We start from the raw sequence: 21,110 nt of genomic DNA, 5'->3' as shown, positions 1-21,110 counted from the left end.
TACCAATATTTATAATTATTTAAGTTATTGTTTTTAAAGTGTTTTATTTGATTTTGAGTTTTAAGAGTTCTTCTAAAGTTCAATTTAACGTAAGAGTTGCAAGGTAGGCCGTGTAATAATTTCGTAATCGGTGAGCATCTAACAAATAACGCGGAGGGAAAGTTAGCTACTCGTAGTAGCTAACTGGTTCAAGTGATGTGTTTTTTTAAGACACCACACTAATTAAATCTTCTTTACTAACAGGCTTTAGAAGTGACTGACTCACACCTAAATGCTTCATAGTATCTTTATCTGGCTCGTTGCCACTCACAATAACCAACTTCGCCTTGGGTTGAATTTGATTCAACTCGGCAGCTAAGTCATATCCATGGTAGTCGGGAAGGGTTAAATCCATCAAGACATGGTCAAATACCACTTCGTTCATACGCTCTATAGCATCCGCGCCCGTATTTGCCGTAATGACATCATGGCCTTGATGAACCAAGAATAATTGCAACAACTCTGCTGCATCCTCGTCGTCTTCTATCACTAACACTTTTTTAGACGTCGGTTGAGGTTGAGTACTTTGTGTCACTGTTTTAACGCTTTCTATCTTCGACACGGCTGGACCTTGAGAGCGAACCAAATATTGGTCGAGCACTTCAGTCAGCGCTGCTCGTTCAATAGGTTTGCCAATAACATTATTAAATCCGTCATCCATTAAAGACTGTTTTAATCCTTTTCGGCTAGCGGCTGTGACGGCCACAACAGGTACGTTGCTATTGTGCCGTCTTATTGCATGTAGGGCTTCAATTCCATTCATTACTGGCATATGGATATCCATTAACACTAAATGAAAGGGGTCGTTATCTTCTTCGGCTTGTAATACTGCCTCTAACGCTTTAACCCCGTTTTCAGCATAAGCTACAGTAGCGTGACATTGACTAACTAAATGCCCGGTTAAGCGGCGAATCTCGCGGATATCATCAACAATCAACACTTTGCCAGTAACTTGTAAATCTAAATCATTGGCCTCAGCTCTGCTCGGAGCCTTAAGCGCAAGATGAGCACGACTTTGCTCGCTAATATCACCGGGATCGATGGAAAACGAAAAGCGACTACCTTTTCCAAAAACGGAATCTACACTAATGCTTCCGCCTAGCTTAGCCACCAGTTCACGGCTAATTGCTAAGCCTAATCCAGCACCGCCATGATTTGCACGCATGATATCTTCGATTTGCTCGAAAGGCTGAAAGATTTTTTCTAGCTTATCGGGGGGCATGCCAATGCCAGTATCTTCAACAATGAAGTGTAACCTTTCGTTCGTTTTCCCCGGCGCTGGTGGACGAACTTCAACGGTGACGGTAATGGTACCAGTATCGGTAAATTTCACAGCGTTACTGACTAAGTTAATTAATACCTGACGCAAACGGGTAGGGTCGGTTTCAATTATTTCCGGTATCTTGGTCTCTGCAATCACATCGAAAACAAGATCTTTGTCTTTCGCTGCTAATCGCATTAATGAGTGGATATCAGTAAGGAAAGGGCTTAAATGCACCTCTTTAATATTAAGTTCAAGTTTGTCCGCCATAATGCGAGACATATCAAGAAGGTCGTTTAACAGGCTAAGCAAGTGCTTCCCATTAGAATAAATAATAGAAAGTTCTTGGGCCAAAGGGTCGTTACCTTTGTCGTCTAATAGCAGCTCTGTGTAACCTAAAATTGATGTAAGCGGAGTACGAAGTTCGTGGCCTAAGTGAGCCAAAAACTTATCTTTCGCTTTATTTTGTTGTTCAACTTTATGCCTTTCTAATCGTTCGTTTTCTATCTCTCGTCGAACCATGGCGTAGCGGATGGTTCGCATGAAACGTGGCGACTCAATTTCTGTTTTTTGCAGGTAATCGGCTGCACCTGCTCGCATTACTAATTCGTCAACTTGAGAGTCTGACTGACCAGTTAGAATAACAACAGGAAGGTTGAACTGATTAGATTTAAGCACTTCTAATACATCTACTGCGTTTTCTGCGCCAAGTAGATAGTCGAGCAGACACAAATCGAAATTACGACGCTGTAACGCGTCTATGGCGTCAGCACTGTTGGTTACCCAGGTAAGCTGGAAACGGGGTTCTTCACATTGAAGTAAATAATCTGATGTTAAAAAATAATCATCTTCGTCATCTTCAATCAGTAAAACCCGGATAACTTCGGTCACTGTGCGCTCCATAAAACATTGGTCGTAATGTAGCGCTAAATAACCAGCGCTTTAAAACATAGCGGCACTAATGGCTAGCGCCGTACGGCATGAGTAAAAACTTAACGAGCCAAAAATAGTGACTCACATCAGCTTAAATCGAATTTATATGATTCAATTAATCGTGTGGCAATTCTACAAACTCAATCCAGTAGCGACCTAGCGCGCGCATAAGCTCGACTAGTCCCTCGAAATTCACAGGTTTGGTGATATAGGAAGCACAGCCTAAATCGTATCCTCGAAGCATGTCTTCTTCTTCTTTGGACGTAGTAAGGATGACTACTGGGATCCCACGTAATTTAGGGTCGGTTTTCAATTCTTGCAGCGCTTCTCTGCCGTCTTTACGTGGCATGTTAAGGTCTAACAGAATTAAGCTAGGGCGTGGAAATTTGCTGGCATCTGTGTATTTCCCTTCATGACGTAAAAATTCAAGTAATTCCACGCCATCTTCAACACAAAATAAGTTGTTTAACACACGGCTTTCTTTTAGTGCGTCTACGGTTAATAGACGATCGTCCTCATCGTCATCTGCCATAAGGATATTAATAGGTTGGGTTTGTTTACGCGTCATGTGTGGTATCTCCATTATTATTTAGAGAGCCAAAAGGCTCGCTGTTTATTGGCAGAAGGATAGTAAAGGTTGCACCTTCTCCTGGCGAACTTTTTGCCGAAATTTGACCATTGTGGCGTTCAACAATGCGTCGGCATACCGCTAGGCCAATCCCTGTTCCTTTGTATTCGCTTCGTCCGTGCAAGCGTTGGAACGGGGCAAAAATCTTTTCTGCAAAACTCTGTTCAAAGCCAATACCGTTGTCTGAGATTTGGATTTTAATCCAGTCATACTCGTCAGCTAACAATATGTCCTTCATATCAGTTTCACTTGGTGGTGTCGCCGTAATTTCAATAAGGGGAGCTTTGTCGGCGGTTTGAAATTTTAGCGCATTTGACAGCAAGTTCAGAAACAGCTGATCAATTTGTGATTTGTCTGCGCGAATAGTCGGAATGTCTTGCACAATAACATTGGCACCTTTTTCCTCAATGGCTATTTCTAAATCACCCAGCACACCATCGATGACATCACCGACATTCACTTGCTCAAAGTCTTTACCTCGTGTAGAAACGCGAGAAAAAGACAACAGGTCAGAAATCAACATAGACATCCGTTCTGCCGCATTCAGCATACGTGCAAGAAAATCTTGTCCTCGTTCATCCATAACATCTCTATAGCCAGAATCTAACCGGTTACCAAAAGCTCGAATTTTTCGTAGAGGCTCTTGCAGGTCGTGAGACGCCACAAAAGCAAAGTCCTCAAGTTCTCGGTTGCTGCGGGCCAACTCATCTGAATATATACGGAGCTCCTGGGTTCGCTCTGAAATTTTATGCTCCAAATCTTCGTTCACATCAACCAGGATATCTTTATGTTTTTCATTTTCTCGAATGTTGGCCTTTAACAACAAGAAAATTGAGATAATGAGAAATAGGGTGGTACCTGAAGAAATTAATAATGTATTCACTGAGTCACGTCTTAGCTTCATCAAACTGGCTAAGTGCGTACCTTGAATATCCCTTTCAGAGGAATCGATGCGTTCGAACATATTCTCGAAGTCGTTGTATAAATCAAGGCCCTTATCGCTTTCAAGTAATGTAAAGGCTTGCTCTAAATCACCTACTCTTACTAGCTCTACAATTCGCACCATACCGTTAATTTTAACGCGAGTAAGGGCGAGTAGCTTTTCAATCCGTTCTGATTGTTCCGGCAAATCAGACGCCAAAGCACTCACTTCAACTTCATCTGCAAGGGCCGTGAAGTTATTCAGCGTTTGTGTGTACTCCTCCAAATAAGCTTCATCTTCAGTAAGAAGGAAACCACGCTGACCTGATTCGGCGCGCAAAACGGCCACGTGCAATTTGTTTACCGCACTTATTACGCGACTGGTGGTAAACAAGCGCGCTTCTAGGGCTGATAAGTCATCAAGGGTTTGCACCACATAAAATGAATTCGCAGTAATAATAGCAATCACGAATACCACCATGATTACCCAGCTGTATAGCGAAGACAAAACTTTGTTTAGCATTACATCAATCCAATAATGTGTCGCCAAAATCTGAAGTCATTTCAGAAAGGGAGTCACTGCAGTCTTTAGCACTGGAAATTATTTTATCCAATGCTGCCATCGCTTTTTGGGCGGGAACTTCACCATTAAGCGCCATTTTTACCAATTCAGCTTGCATGGAAATGCGATTCAGCGGTTTGCGTGCATCGTGTACATAGGTGCTCAATCGGGCAAACTCATCTTCAGTCATAACTTTTTCCTGCCTTACTAGTCTTCTTTGACCAAATCGCCATACGCGTGAAGTCGGTTGTATAGGGTCTTGGTACTTATGCCAAGCATCTCAGCGGCCATGGTTTTATTCCCATTAACCTTCTCAAGCGTTGCGTAAATAAGTTCCTTTTCAACATCTTCAATAGTACGTCCTGCTTGGAGTGCTGGCGCTGTACTTTGTTTTTTAGCAAAAGGCGATTCAATCGTTTTAGGAAGCTCTATTACCTGTTTTGTCGGATCGCTCATAATGGCGGCGCGATGAACAAAGTGGCGCAATTCACGTACGTTACCTGGCCAATCGTAGGCTTGTAACGTGTTTAGCTGGCTTTCTTGCCAACTAAATTTAGAGCCATTATCTTTATTAAATTCTTCAATAAAGGTTTTTGCTAATAGAGGGATATCTTCTTTGCGTTCGCGCAAAGTGGGTATGGTGATTGGAAACACCGCAAGTCTGAAGTAGATATCTTCACGCAGCACTTTGCTTTGTGCTATTTCTTCCATGGTTCGGTTGGTCGCTGACACCACGCGGCAATTGACCGGGATAGTTTTAGTACCGCCAACACGGATAACCACTTTGTTTTCCAATACGCGCAGTAAGTTTGGCTGCATGTCGATAGGCATCTCAGTGATTTCATCCAAGAACAAACATCCGCCTTCAGCTTGTTCGAAAACACCTTCTTTACGTCCAACTGCGCCTGTAAATGCGCCTTTCTCGTGGCCAAATAATTCACTACCAATCAATTCTTTTGAAAAGGCACCGCAGTTGGTCACTACGTAAGGGCCTTCACTTTCTGAAGCGCGGTGAATGGCGGCTGCAACCACCTCTTTACCTACACCACTTTCGCCAAGTAGCATAACGTTTGCGCTTGTTCTGCTTACTCTCTCAATTAATTTGTAGAGTTCTTTCATTGGCGCAGATTCACCAATAAGCAAGTCGAAATGCTTTTCGATTTTTTCGCTGGTATCTTCAGCAACTTTAGGTTTCCCCGTTAATACTGCTTCAATGTCTTCACGTTGAATAGGCTTAACAAGGTAATCAATATTGGGGCCGCATAAACCTTTAATGACGCCTTTTACCGATGGGTGTCCGGTAATAAGGGTAATGCGTGGACGTTTGGGAAGTGCGTTAAGTTCATCGAACAAGTGTGCACCGCTGCCATCTGGCAACATGAAATCAAGTAATACATGGTCGAAAGTTTCTTTCTTTAACCAGTCTCGCGCTTCACCTAATGTGGCAGCAGTTAGAACTTCGTGGCCGAGAAACTCAATAATAGTGCAGGCCACCTCGGTAAACTCGGCATCATCATCTACAAGTAAAACAGTTAACACTTGAATATCCCTTTTTTAATTGACCAACCACTTCCTGATAGCTTGTCTCAGCACATTGGATGGGTAAGTTGACCAGATTTTATAATTATTTGTGCATTATTACATTCAAACGCAGACGTTGTCGCATTCATACTCAACTTTGGTTGAGTTGGGCAGCAATATCTTGGGGCTGACCTCAAGATGCGATCCTCGCATCATGCAAAAGAGGGCTAGCTAAACATAATTCACACACTGACATATCTTTTCCTGATAAAGCACATATTGTGCCGATTGCTACCAAAAAAGCACAAATTTGAACGCTGACCCACTCCAGTGGCACAGTTATCGCATTATCAATCTCACAGTAGTTCTATAACCAAACGCGAAAATTCAGCGCTTGTACGTATTTTTCTGAAAAATTTATCTCAGATTTTTATTTACGGGTTAGCGCAAAATATAATCGTTGAGCTCGGAAATACTGCTGAATTAATTTAATTTTTGATGGAATACCCAAAGCGTATTGCGCTTCGCTATCACACAAGACGCATAGGTTTCAATGGAAATGGGGCATAAGCTTCAAGCCATAAATAGGGAATAAAAATGTTTGAGGAAACTGGCGCAAGGTCAATGACACTTTATGAGTTGTTGGGCAAGATGCAGCCCAAAAACACTACCGACGCCATGGCGTTTTCCGAGTTCTGGAATGCCATGGAAAAGAGGGGGTTTGGACCCATGTTGGCTTTACCTGCGTTTATTGCAGCAACGCCCATAGGAGCCATTCCTGGTGTACCTACCATAACCGGTGTGACAATTTTACTGATAGCAATGCAAATTTTACTCGGTCGCCGTCATCCGTGGCTTCCCGCTACCATTATGAAAATTGAAATGGACGCTGATAGAATTGAATTTTTGGTGAATAAAATGAAACCTGTGGCGGTGCGATTTGACCGATTCTTAATGCCACGGTGGTTTTTTATGCGTCAACCAGTGTTTCGTTCATTGATTGCACTTAGCTGCGCGGCGTGTGGATTGTTGATGGTACCATTAGAATTAGTACCCTTCATGGGGTTAATACCGGCGTTCGCCGTATTGATTATGGCTATAGGTATGGCAACGGATGACGGCGCTGTAGCACTCTTTGGGCTATCCATTGCTCTATTTGGTTTCTTGTATGGCGGCCAACAAATTGCGCTTGGTATTGGGTAAACCAAGCGCTGGCTATACTTGGAATTGGACAAACTAGATATTGGTTAAAATACCCGAGTTCTTGCTTCTGAGGTTTTACGTTAAGTACAGCTTGGCTATAACACTTTTGCTATAACCGTGTTCCCACAGCTTATGCTAACGATGCAGAGACTCTGTACATTGATCAAGCATGCCATCAGCAGAAGGAAGCTGCATCGATTGATATCTAAGTTCACCGATAAAGCTTCTTGCTGCGGGCCCTAGGCCGTCACCATCTTCAAATGTAAGATAAAGCATGGCGCGGCGTAACCCACTGTTGCTATCAATTGGAAGCGGCAGCAACAGCCCTTCTTCTAATTCTTTTTTGATGATAGCGATAGGGATCCAAGCAAACCCAAGCCCTTGAGAAATCATATCTACCGACGTTCTAATGTGGCTAACCGTCCAGCGCTGATCGGCGCCAAGCCAACCTGCATCAACTTTACGTTCAGCCGATGAATCTCTTACTACTATTTGGCGATGCGACTTGAGATCTTCTAATGTTAATGCGCGGTCGAGTGCGTGCAGAGGATGGTTGACATGTGCTACCGCGGCAAAGTCTATCTCGCATAAATCTTCACTGAAACCGCCGGGGTAGGGGAAAGGTGAAATTGCGATATCGACATTGCCACTATCTAGTAGGGAGTTTGCGCCGCTTAATACAGTTTCTTCAATCTCGATACGCAGCAGCGGGAATTCTTCAGACACCTTGCTTAGTACGTTATAGAGTAAGTCTGATGGAAAAATAATATCAACGGCGATACGAAGAAGTGTTTCAGTTCCTGCTTGTAAGCTAGCCGCTACCGCTTCTAACTTTTGAGCTTCATTCAAAACGAACGCTGCTCGACGATACATCAACTCCCCTTGAGGGGACAATTTTACCTTACGACCACTGTTTTCGAACAGCACAACGCCAATGGCATTTTCTAACTTTTGAACCGCATGATGCACACTAGATTGGCTCTTGTGCACTAATGCGGCAGCTTGATTGAAGCCTCCAGCATCTACCACAGCCTTAAACATGCGCCATTGTTCTAACGTAGATTTTAACATCGCGAGCTCTAATCGATTATTCTGTCACTGTATAGAGCGGTTATACCACAAGCGACCAGAGGCTGTCAGCGCTTATGCGTCGGTGGCTTGCTTAATATCGCCTATTGAACAGGTTACCACGCTCACGTTGTCATACCCCATGTTCATTAGCTGTTCGGCTGCTAATTTGGCGCGAATACCCGAGGCGCAATGAATATAGATTGGAAACTTAGCATCTTTACATTTTTCGATAACTTTCATCTCTATCACGCCACGAGGAATATTTAATGCAGCTTCAACCGGGCTAGACGCTGCCTCTGCGGGCTCACGAACATCAAGTAATAAACCATGATTAGAAGATATTTCCTGCATCGCTTCTTTAGCCGTAATACAACGTAGCGGGAAAGGGATATTAGCGAGTCTAGTAGTGATATCAATTAACATTAGAACACCTTGAAAAATAATGATGAGTTTACTATATAAGGAAGTGGTTATATTTTCTAGCACCTATTTTCATTATATTTTTTATAAAAAAATGACATTGAGTTTTGGCGTTCGCCGCTATAGTAGTATACTTTAGTATAATATGGCGGGTTGGTAGCTCGTCTACGTAAATTTATAAGTGAGTTGTTATGACTGATAATCTAGCCGTTGATAATCTATCTGTAGATACGAGCGAAATGGCTCAATATACAATGGAAGCTGAGCTCTATCTAAAGCAGTTGGCGAATAAAACCCGTTTAATGGTTCTTTGCTCTTTAGTGGATAAAGAGTTATCTGTTACCCAAATGTTAGACCAAGTAGACGTTTCTCAGCCTGTGATTTCACAACATTTGGCCCTATTAAGAGAATCAAAAATGGTGGCCACACGCCGTGACGGACAAACCATTTACTATCGGCTAGCCGACGAAAGAGTGAAGCAAACTATTGGCCTGCTCCACAAGTTCTTTTGCGCTCAGAACGATTAACCTTAGTTAAAAGTTTGCTAAAAGACAGTTAATCGCTCTTGCTCAAATGGCACTCGACTTAGTTAGACAAGCTTCGCATTCGCTATCAAGGCCTCTACGTATGCAGTGTCACCCAATTTATCAAGGTCAACTTCCGGTCTAGCCATCAACCCCTCGTGGGTTAGGACGACCGAGACATTATGTGAAGACCAATCGATATTCTTGATGTCTGAGGGCAGTACTGCAAGCTTTTTACCACCCGGTAGCCAGTTGTTTGTATCTACCACTAACAACTGAATTTGCCAACCTTCAGTATCAAATATGAAATCGCTGATGTGCCCAACATTGTCGTCTTGGGTGGCCACTTCGTAACCACTGATTTCGCCGCAAGCTCTTAGATGATTGTCAGGTTTATTATCTAACTCCTCTTTACCCATGGCTGCTAACTCAGGATCGGCTAGTTGGTTTGGGTGAGCGAAATCGCCCCACGCGCCAGGGCCAATCCAGTAATAGCCGTAGCCAAAGTAACGAAATAGCGTTTCTTCGAATTCTCTTGAAACTGGTTTGTGCTCGTCAATTGATGGGCTGTTTTTAAGCGTGTCTGCCGTCATGGATACATCAACGGTTTCTTCTTCCCGATCAACACGTGTGACCGAAATAGGTGAAATAACCACTTTCCTGCTTAGGGGAAGCCACGTATTTGTATCGGCAACTACATATCTAACAACGAAATCTTTATCGTCGAAAAGTATATCTCGTACGCCGCCTATGTCCTTATCGGTAGCATGAATTGAAAAATGTTTAATCTGTTTATATGACACCATCATCGCTGCGCCTCCTTTGCCTTCAGGCTTGGGTAATTCATTAGATATTGTTCTACTATTTTTCTAACAGCGTGGTTTGCGTAAAATAGCAATTTCACAATGCTAAGTTATTAATATAGAACCATCTGTTTGAACATTACAAATATGCAAAGATTTGTTCGGGCGCAATCTAGATATGGATCAACAAACAGGTTGAATAGCGAGGGAAATATCACAAATAAAGGTAACCAGCCCGATTTGCACCAAGCTGGTTGATAAGAGGTCGAATCTAAAATTAGGCTACATCGAATGCTTCATCGCTGTAATCTTCATCGTAATCCGATTGGTTACTCGCAGCGCTGCTATGTAATGTGTAGAAGTGTTTCTTGCCTCGAGATAAGCGTACGTACTTGGCCCAAGTGCGCTCTAAAGCGTTTTCAGCTTCCACTTTACCACTGATAAAGTCTAGAAAGTGACGCTCATCATCTGTCTCTGGTGATAGCTCCCCGCATTCTAGTGCCAGTAAGGTCTTTCCATAACCGGTTAGTATATCTGCCTCACCAATACTGAAGTCGCCAGATTTTCGAAAGCCATAAGGAAATTTTTGTCTATCTATAAAAGGTTTTTGAGAAACGCGAATTGATAAATTTTTCATGGTTGTACCCAGCATTGAGTTGTCTTCAAGCGAACTTTTAAGACAAAAGAATCAGAACATAAAACAAAACATTTTTTCCTTCTCAATAAAAAATTTTGTTGGAAAATATAACGCCAAAAAATGTACGAGTTTATGGGGCGTGAAAAACGTGAATTTACAGATTCTGCTCCTTTTTAAGATGCTCAAGTTATTGAAATTTAATTTATTTTGTAATTGTTGTGATGTGGCGATGAAAGGGCGGTCAGGTGTAGGTGAATTGAGACGACGAAGCGAAATACATGACCAAAACTCACTACAAAAAATTATTGTCGCAACGATGAGAAAAATTCGTTTTCTATTTTTGGCGCCAAGATAATAATGACGAAGTGGCAATAACCTAGAGATAGACATGAGTAAAGACTATCGTTACCAAAGTGAAGAATTGGACTCGGTAGAAGAGGAAAACTTTCACACCAAGAAGGTGGGCACTAAGCGCCACCAAAGCGTAAAGAATAAACAGAATCGTGACTTACAACGTCGAGAGAAACAGCGCCGTTTGATGCACGAAGGCAGTTAATGCGCTTCTTAGTTGAAAATAAATACAACGCACTGCTTTTATAGCAGTGCGTTGCTGTGCTTTTGTGTTTACATGCCGTATTATCTGTGACAATTTACAATCACTTATTTATCGGTTTTGTAAGAAGCATGGATATACGCTTTCTCACCACATTTATTGAAGTTGCAAAAACCCGACATTTTGGCAAAGCAGCTGAAAATCTTTATTTAACGCAATCTGCGGTAAGTGCGCGGATCAAGTTGCTAGAAGAATACTTTCATACCACGCTTTTCATACGTCAGCGAAATAGTATTCAGCTAACCCAATCGGGTGAAAAGCTGTTGCCGTACGCACGGCAGCTTTGCAGTACGCTAAATGAAGCCAAGCAAGAACTGCAAATTCAGTCTTCTGAATATGTGGTATGCGGGGCAACGCAGTTAGCCAGTGAATTAATGTTGCCTACCACCTTAAGCCACCTTCATAACACATTTCCTGATTGGTCTGTTAAAGCAGAAGTACTTTCTCTCGATGGCCTGTCTCGTCAATTGCACGAGCGGGTAACTGATTTGGCTTTTTCAACCGAGCCGCTAAAGTCAGAAGAAGTTAAAAGTGAAGTGTTACTAGAAAACCAATTAGGGTTATACCGAATTGGCGAAGGCAGTGATGTAGTCGACGCGGCAGAGTTTGTAGCCATTGATTGGGGCAGCAAAGCCAGAGATCTATTGCTTACGTTATACCCTCAACTTCGTGATGCTAAATTACGTACGAACTCGCTCAACTTAGCGCTTAATAACCTACAATATGAGGGTGGCGTTGCTGTACTTCCTGAAGGAGCGGTAAATCAACTTGATCCAACTATCGCAATTTCACTAATACAGCCTTTAGAAGGTATAACCATGAAAGTTTATCTTCACACCATGAAACAAGTCAGGCGTGTAGGGCTAGAAGCCTTAATTACCAGCGTATCGGCCATACACCCAGCCTAATAGCAAAGAGAAAATTATGACAACTCAACACCCATTATTACAGATGAACGCATTCGAACGCTTAGAAGCCAGCGTTGAATTAATTAAAACGTCGGGCAAACTTTTTATTCTTAAAGATGAACATGGTTGCGTGATGTTAACGACAGACGATGAAGATGGTATTCCAGTATGGCCGGAATCATCTCTTGCTTTGCTATGGGCAACTGAAGACTGGTCAGACTGTGAAGCGATGGAAATTTCTACCAAAGACTTTCTTACCAAATGGGTGGGCGGCATGACGCAAGATAACCTTACGGTGATGGTTTGTCCGGTACCAGGAGAGGAAGGTGAAGTGATGGAACCAGAGGAATTTGCACAGCAAATTTAATGATCTCATCATTTGCTTTTAGCGTTTCAATATTACCGGACTATCATGATTGAAGAGGAGCTACCATGTTTACTGAACAACCGACTATGAGCAGTTTGTTTGAACAGTTAGGGCTAGATAGTAGCGATGAAGCAATAGACAGTTTTATTGAAACGCACAAAGGCTTAAATAAGAGCCAACATATTTTCCAAGCGCCCTTCTGGTCTGAAAGCCAAGCAGCTTTCTTGAAAACGGCTATCGAAGACGACGCCGATTGGGCTGAAATTATCGACCAACTCAATGTGCGTTTGCACTAGTCGTCTGACGATAAATCATTAATTCTTGATTCTAAATCGGCAAGGGTGGCTTTTACTTCTAGTAAAGCCGCCTTTAGTGTTTCAACGGTATCAGCACTTTCGCTTTTGCTTTCACTTTCGCCGTTATCGTTATACCCACCTCGCTGACAAAATGTGTGGTTATAGCGTATTTCTCTTTTACCAGACTCTCTTGGTAATGAGAAAATAAGTGCATCTGGCTGGTAAGCAAGTAAGCTGCTGATGGTTGCTTCTACATCGCTGATATCAGCAAATTGTGCTAAACGCTGGCACCGACCTCGCAATTCACCGGGTGTTTGCGGTCCGCGCAATAAGAGTTCGGTAATAATGGCTTGCTGATGATCGCTAAGTTTTATATCTCCAAATTCGGTATTACAAAAACGGTGGGAATATTTGTCTACTCGGCTACCATAGCCTGATGAAGCTTGAACAATTCGTTTACCTTTCAATCCATCAAGTATTTTAATGACTTCGTCTTCAGTTAACTGAGTGACGGGTAATCGGTTACTTTTTTGGTTACATCCATTGGTGAGCGCATTAAGCGATAAAGGGTATTGTTCGGGCGTAGTCACTGACTTTTCAAGTAGTACACCAATAACACGTGCTTCCATATCAGATAAAGGTGTGGTCATGATAAATATTCGGTCTTTAAGTATTTACGTATGAAAGTATAGTAACAACTCTCATGGAAGTTTTATATTCTAACCTGAAAGCAGTTAAAGGAGTGGTTAAGGTTTGATAACGCCGAAAAAAGAGGAGCTTTGGTTTTTGCCATTAGGGGGAACTGGGGAAATAGGCATGAACCTGAACCTGTATGGGCATGACGGCAAATGGTTAATGGTAGATTGTGGAGTGTCGTTCGATGAACCGCTTATTCCTCCTTATCGCTATACTGGTACAAAAAAGCAAACCCATCACAGGGTAGTTGCGCCAGATCCCGCTTTCATTGCGGCGCAAAAAGAGAATATTGCCGGCATTGTTATCACTCATGCGCATGAAGATCATGTAGGCGCATTACCGTATTTATGGGCACGTTTTCAGTGCCCCATCTATACCACTTCTTTTACTGCCGAAGTATTACGCCGTAAACTTGCGCAAACCAAATTAGCCAACAAAGTACCTATAGTAGAGATAGCCTCTGAGCAAACGCTGACATTAGGGCCCTTTGATGTAAGCTGGTTATCAGTAACCCATTCGCTGCCCGAACCTTATGCGTTAAAAATAGCCACGTCAGCGGGCACGGTTTTACATACTGCCGACTGGAAAATTGACGCGCAGCCAATTACCGGTAAGCCTTTTGACAGTAATACCTATCGCGCATTGGGGAACGAAAACATTCTTGCCATGGTTGGAGATTCAACCAACGCGACAAAACCAGGTTTCTCCATCTCTGAACGCAATTGCTACGACGGTTTGTTGAGCACAGTTAAACCACTGCAGGGCAGAGTCGTCGTTACCTGTTTTGGTAGTAATATCGCGCGATTAATTACCCTAGCTAGGGTGGCCCAAAAAACCGGGCGTTACGTTGCTCTATACGGGCGCTCTCTTATCAATATGTACAGCATTGCCCGCCAACAAGGAATCTGGCCTGTAGACTTGCCAGTGGCAGATGCGTTTCATTTAGGCTACTTGCCACCAAATGAAGTGCTCGGTGTGGCAACAGGCAGTCAGGGGGAGAAAAATACCGCCCTTTCTAGAATGGCCAACGACAGTCACCCTCATTTACAATTAGACAAAGGCGATACCGTTATTTATTCCGCTATTGCAATACCGGGTAACGAAGACAGCATTAAGCGAGTAAATAATGTGCTTAGTGCTAGAGGCGTAAAAGTAATCATGAGTGAAGAGAGTCAGCTGCCTATTCATGCAAGTGGTCACCCATGCGCCGAAGAACTCAAACTCATGTACCATTGGGTGAAGCCACAAATTGCTATTCCTGTGCATGGCGAAGAGGTGCACCTTAAAGCTCATGCGATGATTGCCAAAGAATGTGGTGTAAAAAAACACTACGTGGGGCAAAACGGTGACTTGTATCGGTTAGCTCCTCAACCAAGCATTCGACGGCAAGTTATTAATACTGGGCGAGTTCCTGTTCAGCAAGATTAATAAAGTTTAACGCAAGCACGTCTTAGGAACTTAGTGGTACTGGCTGCAATTTACTCAAACATTCTGATACACTATAAAAAATAATAATAACGATTCATTCATACGAGTTGTCATGCGCTGGTACCTAATCTCAGTTTTATTTGTTGTTTGTTTCGTTAGCACTTTTAGCTACGCTGAGTCTCCCCGTCTTTCAAATCCAGTATTCCAATCGTTGTCCACGAAAAATGGGCTTCCACAAGATGTTGTAAACGATATCGCTATAGATAAAGATGGCTTTGTATGGATAGCCACTGATGGCGGCGTGGCGCGATGGGATGGCGTAAGAACAAAAATTATAAAAGGTCCCAACGATCTTTTCGTCAATGCATCAATAAACAAAATTAGCTTAGAAACTGACAAGGCACTCTGGATAAGCACGTATGCATCGGGTGTTTACCGCCTTGATTTCAGCACCCAAGCTATCACCAAACAAGTGGCATTACCGTTTTCAACCCAAGAAGATTGGTTTCAAGATGTTAGTCAGTTTTATTGGCAAGATGAAGCTACGTTGTTCATTGCCATGCCTGAACAGGTTATTCGTTTTGATACTCGCACCATGTCTTACGAGACAGTTTTCATACTCAGTGACGAACTCATTGCTCAACGGCATTTCATTCGAGATATTATCGTTGTAGACGGCTGGCTATTACTGGCCACTAGTGATGGATTAGATGCTCTCGAGTTATCCAACGCTGATGCAAAAACCATTTCCGTTAATTACCTGAACGGCGTTGAGCCCGATATTGATAACCTAAACACTAAATTTCTGATGCACGACACGGAAGGCAGGATTTGGGTAGGTACGGTTAATGGGCTATTTCAAACCACGAAAGTTGAATTATTGTCTCATGTGGTTAGCGATAAGCCCTCGGGGTTCCAGCAAATAGTCAGAAGCCGCAATATCTGGACGATGGAACAACGTGACGACAACGCATTTTGGTTTGGCACCAACGAAGGTCTGTTTGAATTACAACTTATCCAAAACAAATGGGTGAGTGAACACATCCTTGAGCCCCATAACGGCAGAACAGAGCTCTCTAACAAACGCATTCTTGATATTGAAACCGATTATGCCGGTAATTTATGGTTAAGTTCGGTTTACGCGGGGGCATTGTATTTTGGCGTAAAAAGCGCCGAAATTTATGCTATTCAAAACAACCGAAATGACAAAAGTACCACGCTAAGCGACAGTGTGGTTTGGTCTTTAACTCAAACCGGCAAAGACGTGTTATGGATTGGTACCGAAAACGGATTGAATCGATTTAACCTCAAAGCGCGCACATCAGAACAATTCATTACCTCTGACAGTGAATTTGTGGCCGAAAGAGAGTGGTTAATTGAAAAGTTAGTCCCCACAGGCGATGGCAGGTTGTTTGTGCAAACTTACATGGGGATCCGGTTGTTCGACCCCAGTACAGGAAAATTATCGATACCACCGTTGCAATCATCTTTTGATAGCGATGTGTTCAATGCATGGAACTCTAGTATTACCATAGGTGCTGACGGCGACTTATATTTTGTCGGTAATCATTACTACCGCTACAACTTAGAGGCGGAAAAATTAGAGATTATCGGTTTGGATGAGGATATCTTCGATATCAATTTTTCCATTGGCTTTTTAGGTGCCTCTTCTTATCACGATAACCGTCTGTTTCTTGCCATGGTTGGCGGTCTATGGTTGGTCGACCCTGTTACCTTAGAGCATGAGTTGGTATATCGCTTTTCAGAAAAACAACGCGCGAATGAGCGTTCGATAACATCGTGGGTTATCGATAACACAGGTGTATTGTGGCTCGCTTTTAGTGGTTATGGGTTATTCGGAGTAGATGCCGATACCTTTGAACCGCTTTATAAGTTAAACGAAAGTAACTTGTTACTTTCCAACATCGTTTACGGCTTACAAAAAGACAGTAACGGAGATATTTGGTTTAGTTCGCATTCTGGGCTGCACCGGTACTCACCAGCCTCAGCTCAAGTACAAAACTTTATTTACGGCCGAGAATTATCAGTGTCGGAGTTTAATCAAGGGGCATCACTTGAGCTTATTGACGGGCGTCTCGCTTATGGCTCAACATCAGGTGTTGTGGTTTTCTCTCCCGCGTTGCTCAAACAAATGGGCAGCAATTCGAACCTCGTTTCCAGACAGACAGCAATTACTGATGTGAGTGTCGATTCACGTGAGCTTTTGCTCCCCTTAGGTAATTTAAACGGGCAGAATATCAGTTTAGATTATCAAGATTACGGAATGACTATCCACTTTTCATCCTTGTCGATGAATGGAGTAGGTAAAGCAAAGTATCACTACACCTTGCTACGCAACAACCAAGTGGTTAGTGATGGCGTGTCAGAAGACGATAAAATTACCTTAACTAACTTAGAGCCAGGCCGCTATCACTTTACAGTGGGACCACTGGCCAGCAGTGTGGAATATAACGTTTTACCCGCCACATTAACGTTCGATATGCCTTATGTTCCGTGGCGCTCGCCCTTTGCCTATGCAATGTATTTCATCTTGATACTGCTGATGATTATTGCGTACGTGGTTTCACGCCAGCGTCATTTATTTCGACTCCAAAAAGCGCAGCAGCAAGCGTTACTTTTCAACGATGCATTTCGCCAAACCCGTGACTGGGTGCTTATTTTTGACAAAAATAAAGTGCCTGTGGCTGCAAACCCCGCATTTGAAAACGTATTTGAATTCAACACCAAAGAATCGTTAGCAAAGCAGATTGATAGGCTTTTCATCCGTTATCCTACGCTGGAATGGCAGCTATCTGGCAAGCTTTCTGACCTCAAGGGGGGAGAGTTTTGGAAGGACGAAGCGGTTATTGAAGGCGCTGACAAAAAGCAGTATGACGTACTGATAGACATTAGCGCTGTTAAGGGGAGCGAAAAAGACGAGCAAGCTGACCATTATCTGCTTGTAGTGTCTGATATTACAGAACAAAAGAATGCAGAACGTAAACTGCTGAAGTTAGCCAATTATGACGGCCTAACAGGCCTGGTCAACCGCAGCTTGCTACTGGACCGATTAGAACATGCTATTGCAGGGGCGCGTCAACAAAGTACCCATGTGGCAGTGTTGTTTGTAGATTTAGACCGCTTTAAAGGTATTAATGACTCACTAGGCCATGATTATGGCGATAAGCTACTCAAAGTGGTGGCGAATAGAATGCGTAACTTAGCCTCTGATGCAGGTACCGTAGCGCGTTTGGGCGGCGATGAGTTTGTGATTGTCATTGAAGACATGGAAACCACCGATGGGCTTACCTCTTTTGTAGCACAGTTGATCGAGTCGGTTGAAACCCCTATTTCGCTGGCTAACGAAGTGCTACGGGTATCATGCAGTGTCGGTATTGCCTTTTACCCCGATGATGCCACAGAGCCCGCTGAGCTAATTAAACAAGCTGATGTGGCCATGTATTCTGCAAAGAAAGATACCCTGAGTGGTTTTACATACTTCACGAAAGATATGAACGACAGAGCTAAACACAGGCTCATCACAGAAAACTTAATAAAACGTGCTTATTCTGAAGACAGTTTCTTCAATCATTATCAGCCAATCATTAATACCCACGAAAAAACTACCATCGGGGTTGAGCTGCTACTTCGTGGTGAGCTAGATGGCAAACCTATTTACCCAGACGTCTTTATTCCCGTTCTAGAAGAGTTAAGGTATATCATTGATGTGACTCGGTCGGCCATGCGTCGGGCTGCCGAAGATTTAGCTATTTGGTATGAAGAAGGCTTTAGAGGTTTCGTTTCAATCAATTTATCTGCCCTTCATTTTAAAACCGAGTTTGATTTAGACGCTGTTTTTTCCTTACTAAAAGAATTCAATCTGCCAAAAGAAGCGTTTCGTTTTGAAATCACGGAAGGTGTATTGATGGATGATAGTGACAATGCACTGCGTCAAATCGAACGCTTCGTTGATGCAGGTTTCATTCTAGCGTTAGATGATTTTGGGACTGGGTATTCGTCACTAAGTTATCTTAAGCGTTACCCGCTATCGGTACTTAAAATTGATAAAAGCTTCGTTAACGATATGGCACCAGGCAATGCAAACGATGCTTTGGTAACGACCACAATAACCCTTGCTAGCAGCTTAAATATGTTGAGTGTTGCTGAGGGCGTAGAAACCGAAGAGCAGGCGCTGAGTCTGTCTGAAAAAGGATGTGTATTACATCAAGGCTACTTTTACGCTAAACCTATGCCCAGCAATGAACTTTCCTCCTATCTGTTTAAGCAATGGTGAGTGAAGTTTACTAATTTAAGTGCGCCGTTAACTTCCCAAGCGATGGAAGAATAGGTATTTGCTTAAAATTAACGCGTATTAGATCATCATAGAAGTTAAGTCTAAACTATAAGAAATCTAAATTTCCGGCGCTACGCCACGTCATTCATCGCATGAAATGTAAACGTCCGTTTAAAAAGCTTGTTATTCGTCTGAAAATAAGGCTTATTAGAGATCTGTGAAATGATTGTAAAAATAAGCTACATTATAACAACATATGAGTGACCTATGCCGCTAGACATGACAGCAAACGCAAACAGCACTGAAGTGATTAAATCGCCATTAAGTATGTTGTACCACTGGGAGCAAACCAGTGGGGACGACGTTTTCCTTACTCAGCCTGTTAATGGTGAATATCAAGATTATACGTGGAAGCAGGTGGGTAACCTTGCTCGTCGCGTAGCGAAACGACTTGAAGAAATGGCATTGCCTGCAGGCAGCCGTATCGGTATTTTTTCGAAAAACTGTGCCGAATGGTTTATTGCCGATTTAGGTATAATGATGGCAGGGCACGTCTCAGTGCCAATTTTTTCTACTGCCGGGCCTGACACCGTACAATACGTTCTCAAGCACGCCGACGTTCAATTATTGTTCGTAGGTAAGTTAGATAATACTGCAGAGCAAGTAGCGTCTATTCCAGCTGAATATAAGACTGTTGCCTTTCCTTATCCGAATATCGATACCAAGCAGCAATGGAAAGAGTTTATCGATTGTTCGCCTATAGCTGACTCGCCTGTTCAAGATATGAACAGCATCATGACAATTATTTATACGTCGGGTAGTACGGGTCAACCGAAAGGGGTAGTTCATAGTTATTACACGATTTGTTGGGCTGCACAGCAATCGCTAGAGCAACTTGATGTTAACCGTGACGATAGGCTTCTAAGCTATCTTCCTCTAGCCCACATCACCGAGCGCGTACTTGTTGAATTGGCAAGCTATTACAGTGGCGGCAAAATTCACTTTGTTGAAACGCTATCGTCGTTCCAACGTGATGTACTTCATTGTGAGCCTACTTTGTTTATTTCTGTGCCTCGTCTTTGGACTAAGTTCCAGATGGGCGTATTGGCTAAAATGCCACAGAAGAAACTAGATACCTTATTGAAGATTCCAATTATCAATAAATTGGTGGCGAAGAAAGTACGTAAAGGTATTGGTATCGACAGTGCACGTTTATGGGCCAGTGGATCAGCGCCGTTAGCACCTGCTGTTATTGAATGGTTTGCTAAAATTGGTGTTTATATCTCAGAAGGTTGGGGTATGACGGAAAACAGTGCCTACGGTACTAGTAGCGTGCCTTTCCGCCACGACAAAATTGGTTGTATCGGTAAAGCTTATCAGGGCGTAGATGTTCGCATTTCAGAAGAAGGCGAGATTCAAGTTAAAGCGCCATGTAACATGCTCGAATACTACCTTGAGCCCGATAAAACAGCAGAAGTTTTTACTGAAGATAAGTACCTTCGCACGGGCGATAAAGGTGTTATTGATGCAGACGGTTACGTTAAGATCACCGGCCGATTGAAAGATATTTTCAAAACAGCCAAGGGTAAATACGTAGCACCAGCACCTATTGAAGCTAAATTCATGGAAAACCCTATCGTAGAACAGGTTTGTGTAACGGGGAATAACCTTCCTCAACCTGTCGCCTTGTTAGTACTAAGTGAAGACGCGCAAAAACACGATAAGGCAAGTGTTGAAGCTAGCCTCAAAAAGACCTTTGAACACATCAATGCGAAGCTAGAGAGCCACCAAGTGATGGATCGTGTGGTTATCATGAAAAATGAGTGGAGTATTGAGAACGACCTACTTACGCCAACGCTTAAAGTGAAACGCCATGTGCTTGAAGAGCGTTTTGACGGTGTAATTCAAGGTGAATACATAGAAAAATTAGTATGGGTAGATGCTTAACTCAGTAAGTGAGCAGCGTAAATTATGATAAAGCCGAG

Annotated in this window: 19 protein-coding genes; 9 read left to right on the top strand and 10 right to left on the bottom strand. The window is 42.8% G+C overall.

Going from position 1 to position 21,110, the window contains the following annotated elements:
• Positions 1-205: 205 nt before the first annotated feature.
• From AVL57_RS11510 to AVL57_RS11490, 5 genes are all read right to left on the bottom strand, one after another.
• Entirely contained in the window at positions 206-2,191 is a 1,986-nt protein-coding gene (locus tag AVL57_RS11510; RefSeq protein ID WP_057791238.1) for a response regulator, read from the bottom strand.
• 157 nt (positions 2,192-2,348) lie between these two features.
• Positions 2,349-2,801: a response regulator gene (locus AVL57_RS11505; protein ID WP_057791240.1), complete on the bottom strand. Its 453-nt coding sequence runs from the start codon at positions 2,799-2,801 to the stop codon at positions 2,349-2,351.
• Positions 2,791-4,305: a sensor histidine kinase gene (locus AVL57_RS11500; protein ID WP_057791241.1), complete on the bottom strand. Its 1,515-nt coding sequence runs from the start codon at positions 4,303-4,305 to the stop codon at positions 2,791-2,793. Before AVL57_RS11500 ends, AVL57_RS11505 begins: the two co-directional genes overlap by 11 nt.
• A 4-nt stretch (positions 4,306-4,309) precedes the next feature.
• Entirely contained in the window at positions 4,310-4,534 is a 225-nt protein-coding gene (locus AVL57_RS11495) for a hypothetical protein (RefSeq protein WP_057791242.1), read from the bottom strand.
• A gap of 17 nt (positions 4,535-4,551) precedes the next feature.
• On the bottom strand, positions 4,552-5,883 hold the full coding sequence (locus AVL57_RS11490) for a sigma-54-dependent transcriptional regulator (protein WP_057791244.1): 1,332 nt from the start codon (positions 5,881-5,883) through the stop codon (positions 4,552-4,554).
• Positions 5,884-6,462: 579 nt separating this feature from the next.
• Here AVL57_RS11490 and AVL57_RS11485 point away from each other — a divergent pair.
• Positions 6,463-7,068 (top strand): exopolysaccharide biosynthesis protein, encoded by a 606-nt coding sequence (locus tag AVL57_RS11485; RefSeq protein ID WP_057791247.1) that lies wholly within the window; start codon positions 6,463-6,465, stop codon positions 7,066-7,068.
• A 135-nt stretch (positions 7,069-7,203) separates the two neighbouring features.
• Here the strand turns inward: AVL57_RS11485 and AVL57_RS11480 are convergent, their stop codons facing one another.
• Both AVL57_RS11480 and AVL57_RS11475 read right to left on the bottom strand, forming a co-directional pair.
• Positions 7,204-8,139 carry a LysR family transcriptional regulator gene (locus AVL57_RS11480; RefSeq protein ID WP_057791248.1) on the bottom strand — a complete coding sequence of 312 codons (936 nt, stop codon included), beginning with the start codon at positions 8,137-8,139 and terminating at the stop codon, positions 7,204-7,206.
• A 72-nt stretch (positions 8,140-8,211) separates the two neighbouring features.
• Positions 8,212-8,562: a rhodanese-like domain-containing protein gene (locus AVL57_RS11475; RefSeq protein WP_057791249.1), complete on the bottom strand. Its 351-nt coding sequence runs from the start codon at positions 8,560-8,562 to the stop codon at positions 8,212-8,214.
• 188 nt (positions 8,563-8,750) lie between these two features.
• On the opposite strand from AVL57_RS11475, the gene AVL57_RS11470 reads away from it, so the two are divergent.
• Positions 8,751-9,086, top strand: coding sequence for an ArsR/SmtB family transcription factor (locus AVL57_RS11470; RefSeq protein ID WP_057791250.1), 336 nt, complete (start codon positions 8,751-8,753; stop codon positions 9,084-9,086).
• 62 nt (positions 9,087-9,148) lie between these two features.
• On the opposite strand, the gene AVL57_RS11465 is transcribed toward AVL57_RS11470, so the two are convergent.
• Together AVL57_RS11465 and AVL57_RS11460 are read right to left on the bottom strand one after the other, a co-directional pair.
• The gene (locus AVL57_RS11465) at positions 9,149-9,892 is read right to left on the bottom strand and encodes a PRC-barrel domain-containing protein (RefSeq protein ID WP_057791251.1); all 744 of its coding nucleotides are present in this window, start codon (positions 9,890-9,892) and stop codon (positions 9,149-9,151) included.
• Positions 9,893-10,163: 271 nt separating this feature from the next.
• Positions 10,164-10,523, bottom strand: a complete 360-nt coding sequence (locus tag AVL57_RS11460) for a MaoP family protein (RefSeq protein ID WP_057791253.1) — start codon at positions 10,521-10,523, stop codon at positions 10,164-10,166.
• 388 nt (positions 10,524-10,911) lie between these two features.
• Here AVL57_RS11460 and AVL57_RS21305 point away from each other — a divergent pair, with 388 nt between their 5' ends.
• The 4 genes from AVL57_RS21305 to AVL57_RS11440 all read left to right on the top strand — a co-directional run bounded on the left by AVL57_RS21305 (position 10,912) and on the right by AVL57_RS11440 (position 12,707).
• Positions 10,912-11,079, top strand: coding sequence for a hypothetical protein (locus AVL57_RS21305; RefSeq protein ID WP_167347521.1), 168 nt, complete (start codon positions 10,912-10,914; stop codon positions 11,077-11,079).
• 128 nt (positions 11,080-11,207) lie between these two features.
• Positions 11,208-12,044 carry a LysR family transcriptional regulator gene (locus tag AVL57_RS11450; RefSeq protein ID WP_057791257.1) on the top strand — a complete coding sequence of 279 codons (837 nt, stop codon included), beginning with the start codon at positions 11,208-11,210 and terminating at the stop codon, positions 12,042-12,044.
• Between the two features lie 16 nt (positions 12,045-12,060).
• Positions 12,061-12,411, top strand: a complete 351-nt coding sequence (locus AVL57_RS11445) for a DUF2750 domain-containing protein (protein WP_057791259.1) — start codon at positions 12,061-12,063, stop codon at positions 12,409-12,411.
• Positions 12,412-12,476: 65 nt separating this feature from the next.
• Entirely contained in the window at positions 12,477-12,707 is a 231-nt protein-coding gene (locus AVL57_RS11440) for a DUF2789 domain-containing protein (RefSeq protein WP_057791262.1), read from the top strand.
• Here the strand turns inward: AVL57_RS11440 and AVL57_RS11435 are convergent.
• Positions 12,704-13,357, bottom strand: coding sequence for a YceH family protein (locus AVL57_RS11435; RefSeq protein WP_057791264.1), 654 nt, complete (start codon positions 13,355-13,357; stop codon positions 12,704-12,706). The two genes, AVL57_RS11440 and AVL57_RS11435, sit on opposite strands and share 4 nt — an antisense overlap.
• Positions 13,358-13,523: 166 nt before the next feature.
• Between AVL57_RS11435 and AVL57_RS11430 the strand changes: the two genes are divergently transcribed.
• The 3 genes from AVL57_RS11430 to AVL57_RS11420 all read left to right on the top strand — a co-directional run bounded on the left by AVL57_RS11430 (position 13,524) and on the right by AVL57_RS11420 (position 21,072).
• A complete protein-coding gene (locus AVL57_RS11430; protein ID WP_372620420.1) occupies positions 13,524-14,831 on the top strand; it encodes a ribonuclease J in 1,308 nt (435 codons plus the stop codon).
• Positions 14,832-14,943: 112 nt separating this feature from the next.
• Positions 14,944-19,125 carry an EAL domain-containing protein gene (locus AVL57_RS11425; protein WP_057791266.1) on the top strand — a complete coding sequence of 1,394 codons (4,182 nt, stop codon included), beginning with the start codon at positions 14,944-14,946 and terminating at the stop codon, positions 19,123-19,125.
• A 267-nt stretch (positions 19,126-19,392) separates the two neighbouring features.
• A complete protein-coding gene (locus AVL57_RS11420) occupies positions 19,393-21,072 on the top strand; it encodes an AMP-binding protein (RefSeq protein WP_057791269.1) in 1,680 nt (559 codons plus the stop codon).
• The last annotated feature ends 38 nt before the right edge of the window (positions 21,073-21,110 follow it).

The sequence above is a fragment of the Alteromonas stellipolaris genome (assembly GCF_001562115.1).
Classification (GTDB): Bacteria; Pseudomonadota; Gammaproteobacteria; order Enterobacterales; family Alteromonadaceae; genus Alteromonas; species Alteromonas stellipolaris.
This window is presented reverse-complemented; position numbering and strand designations above follow the sequence as displayed.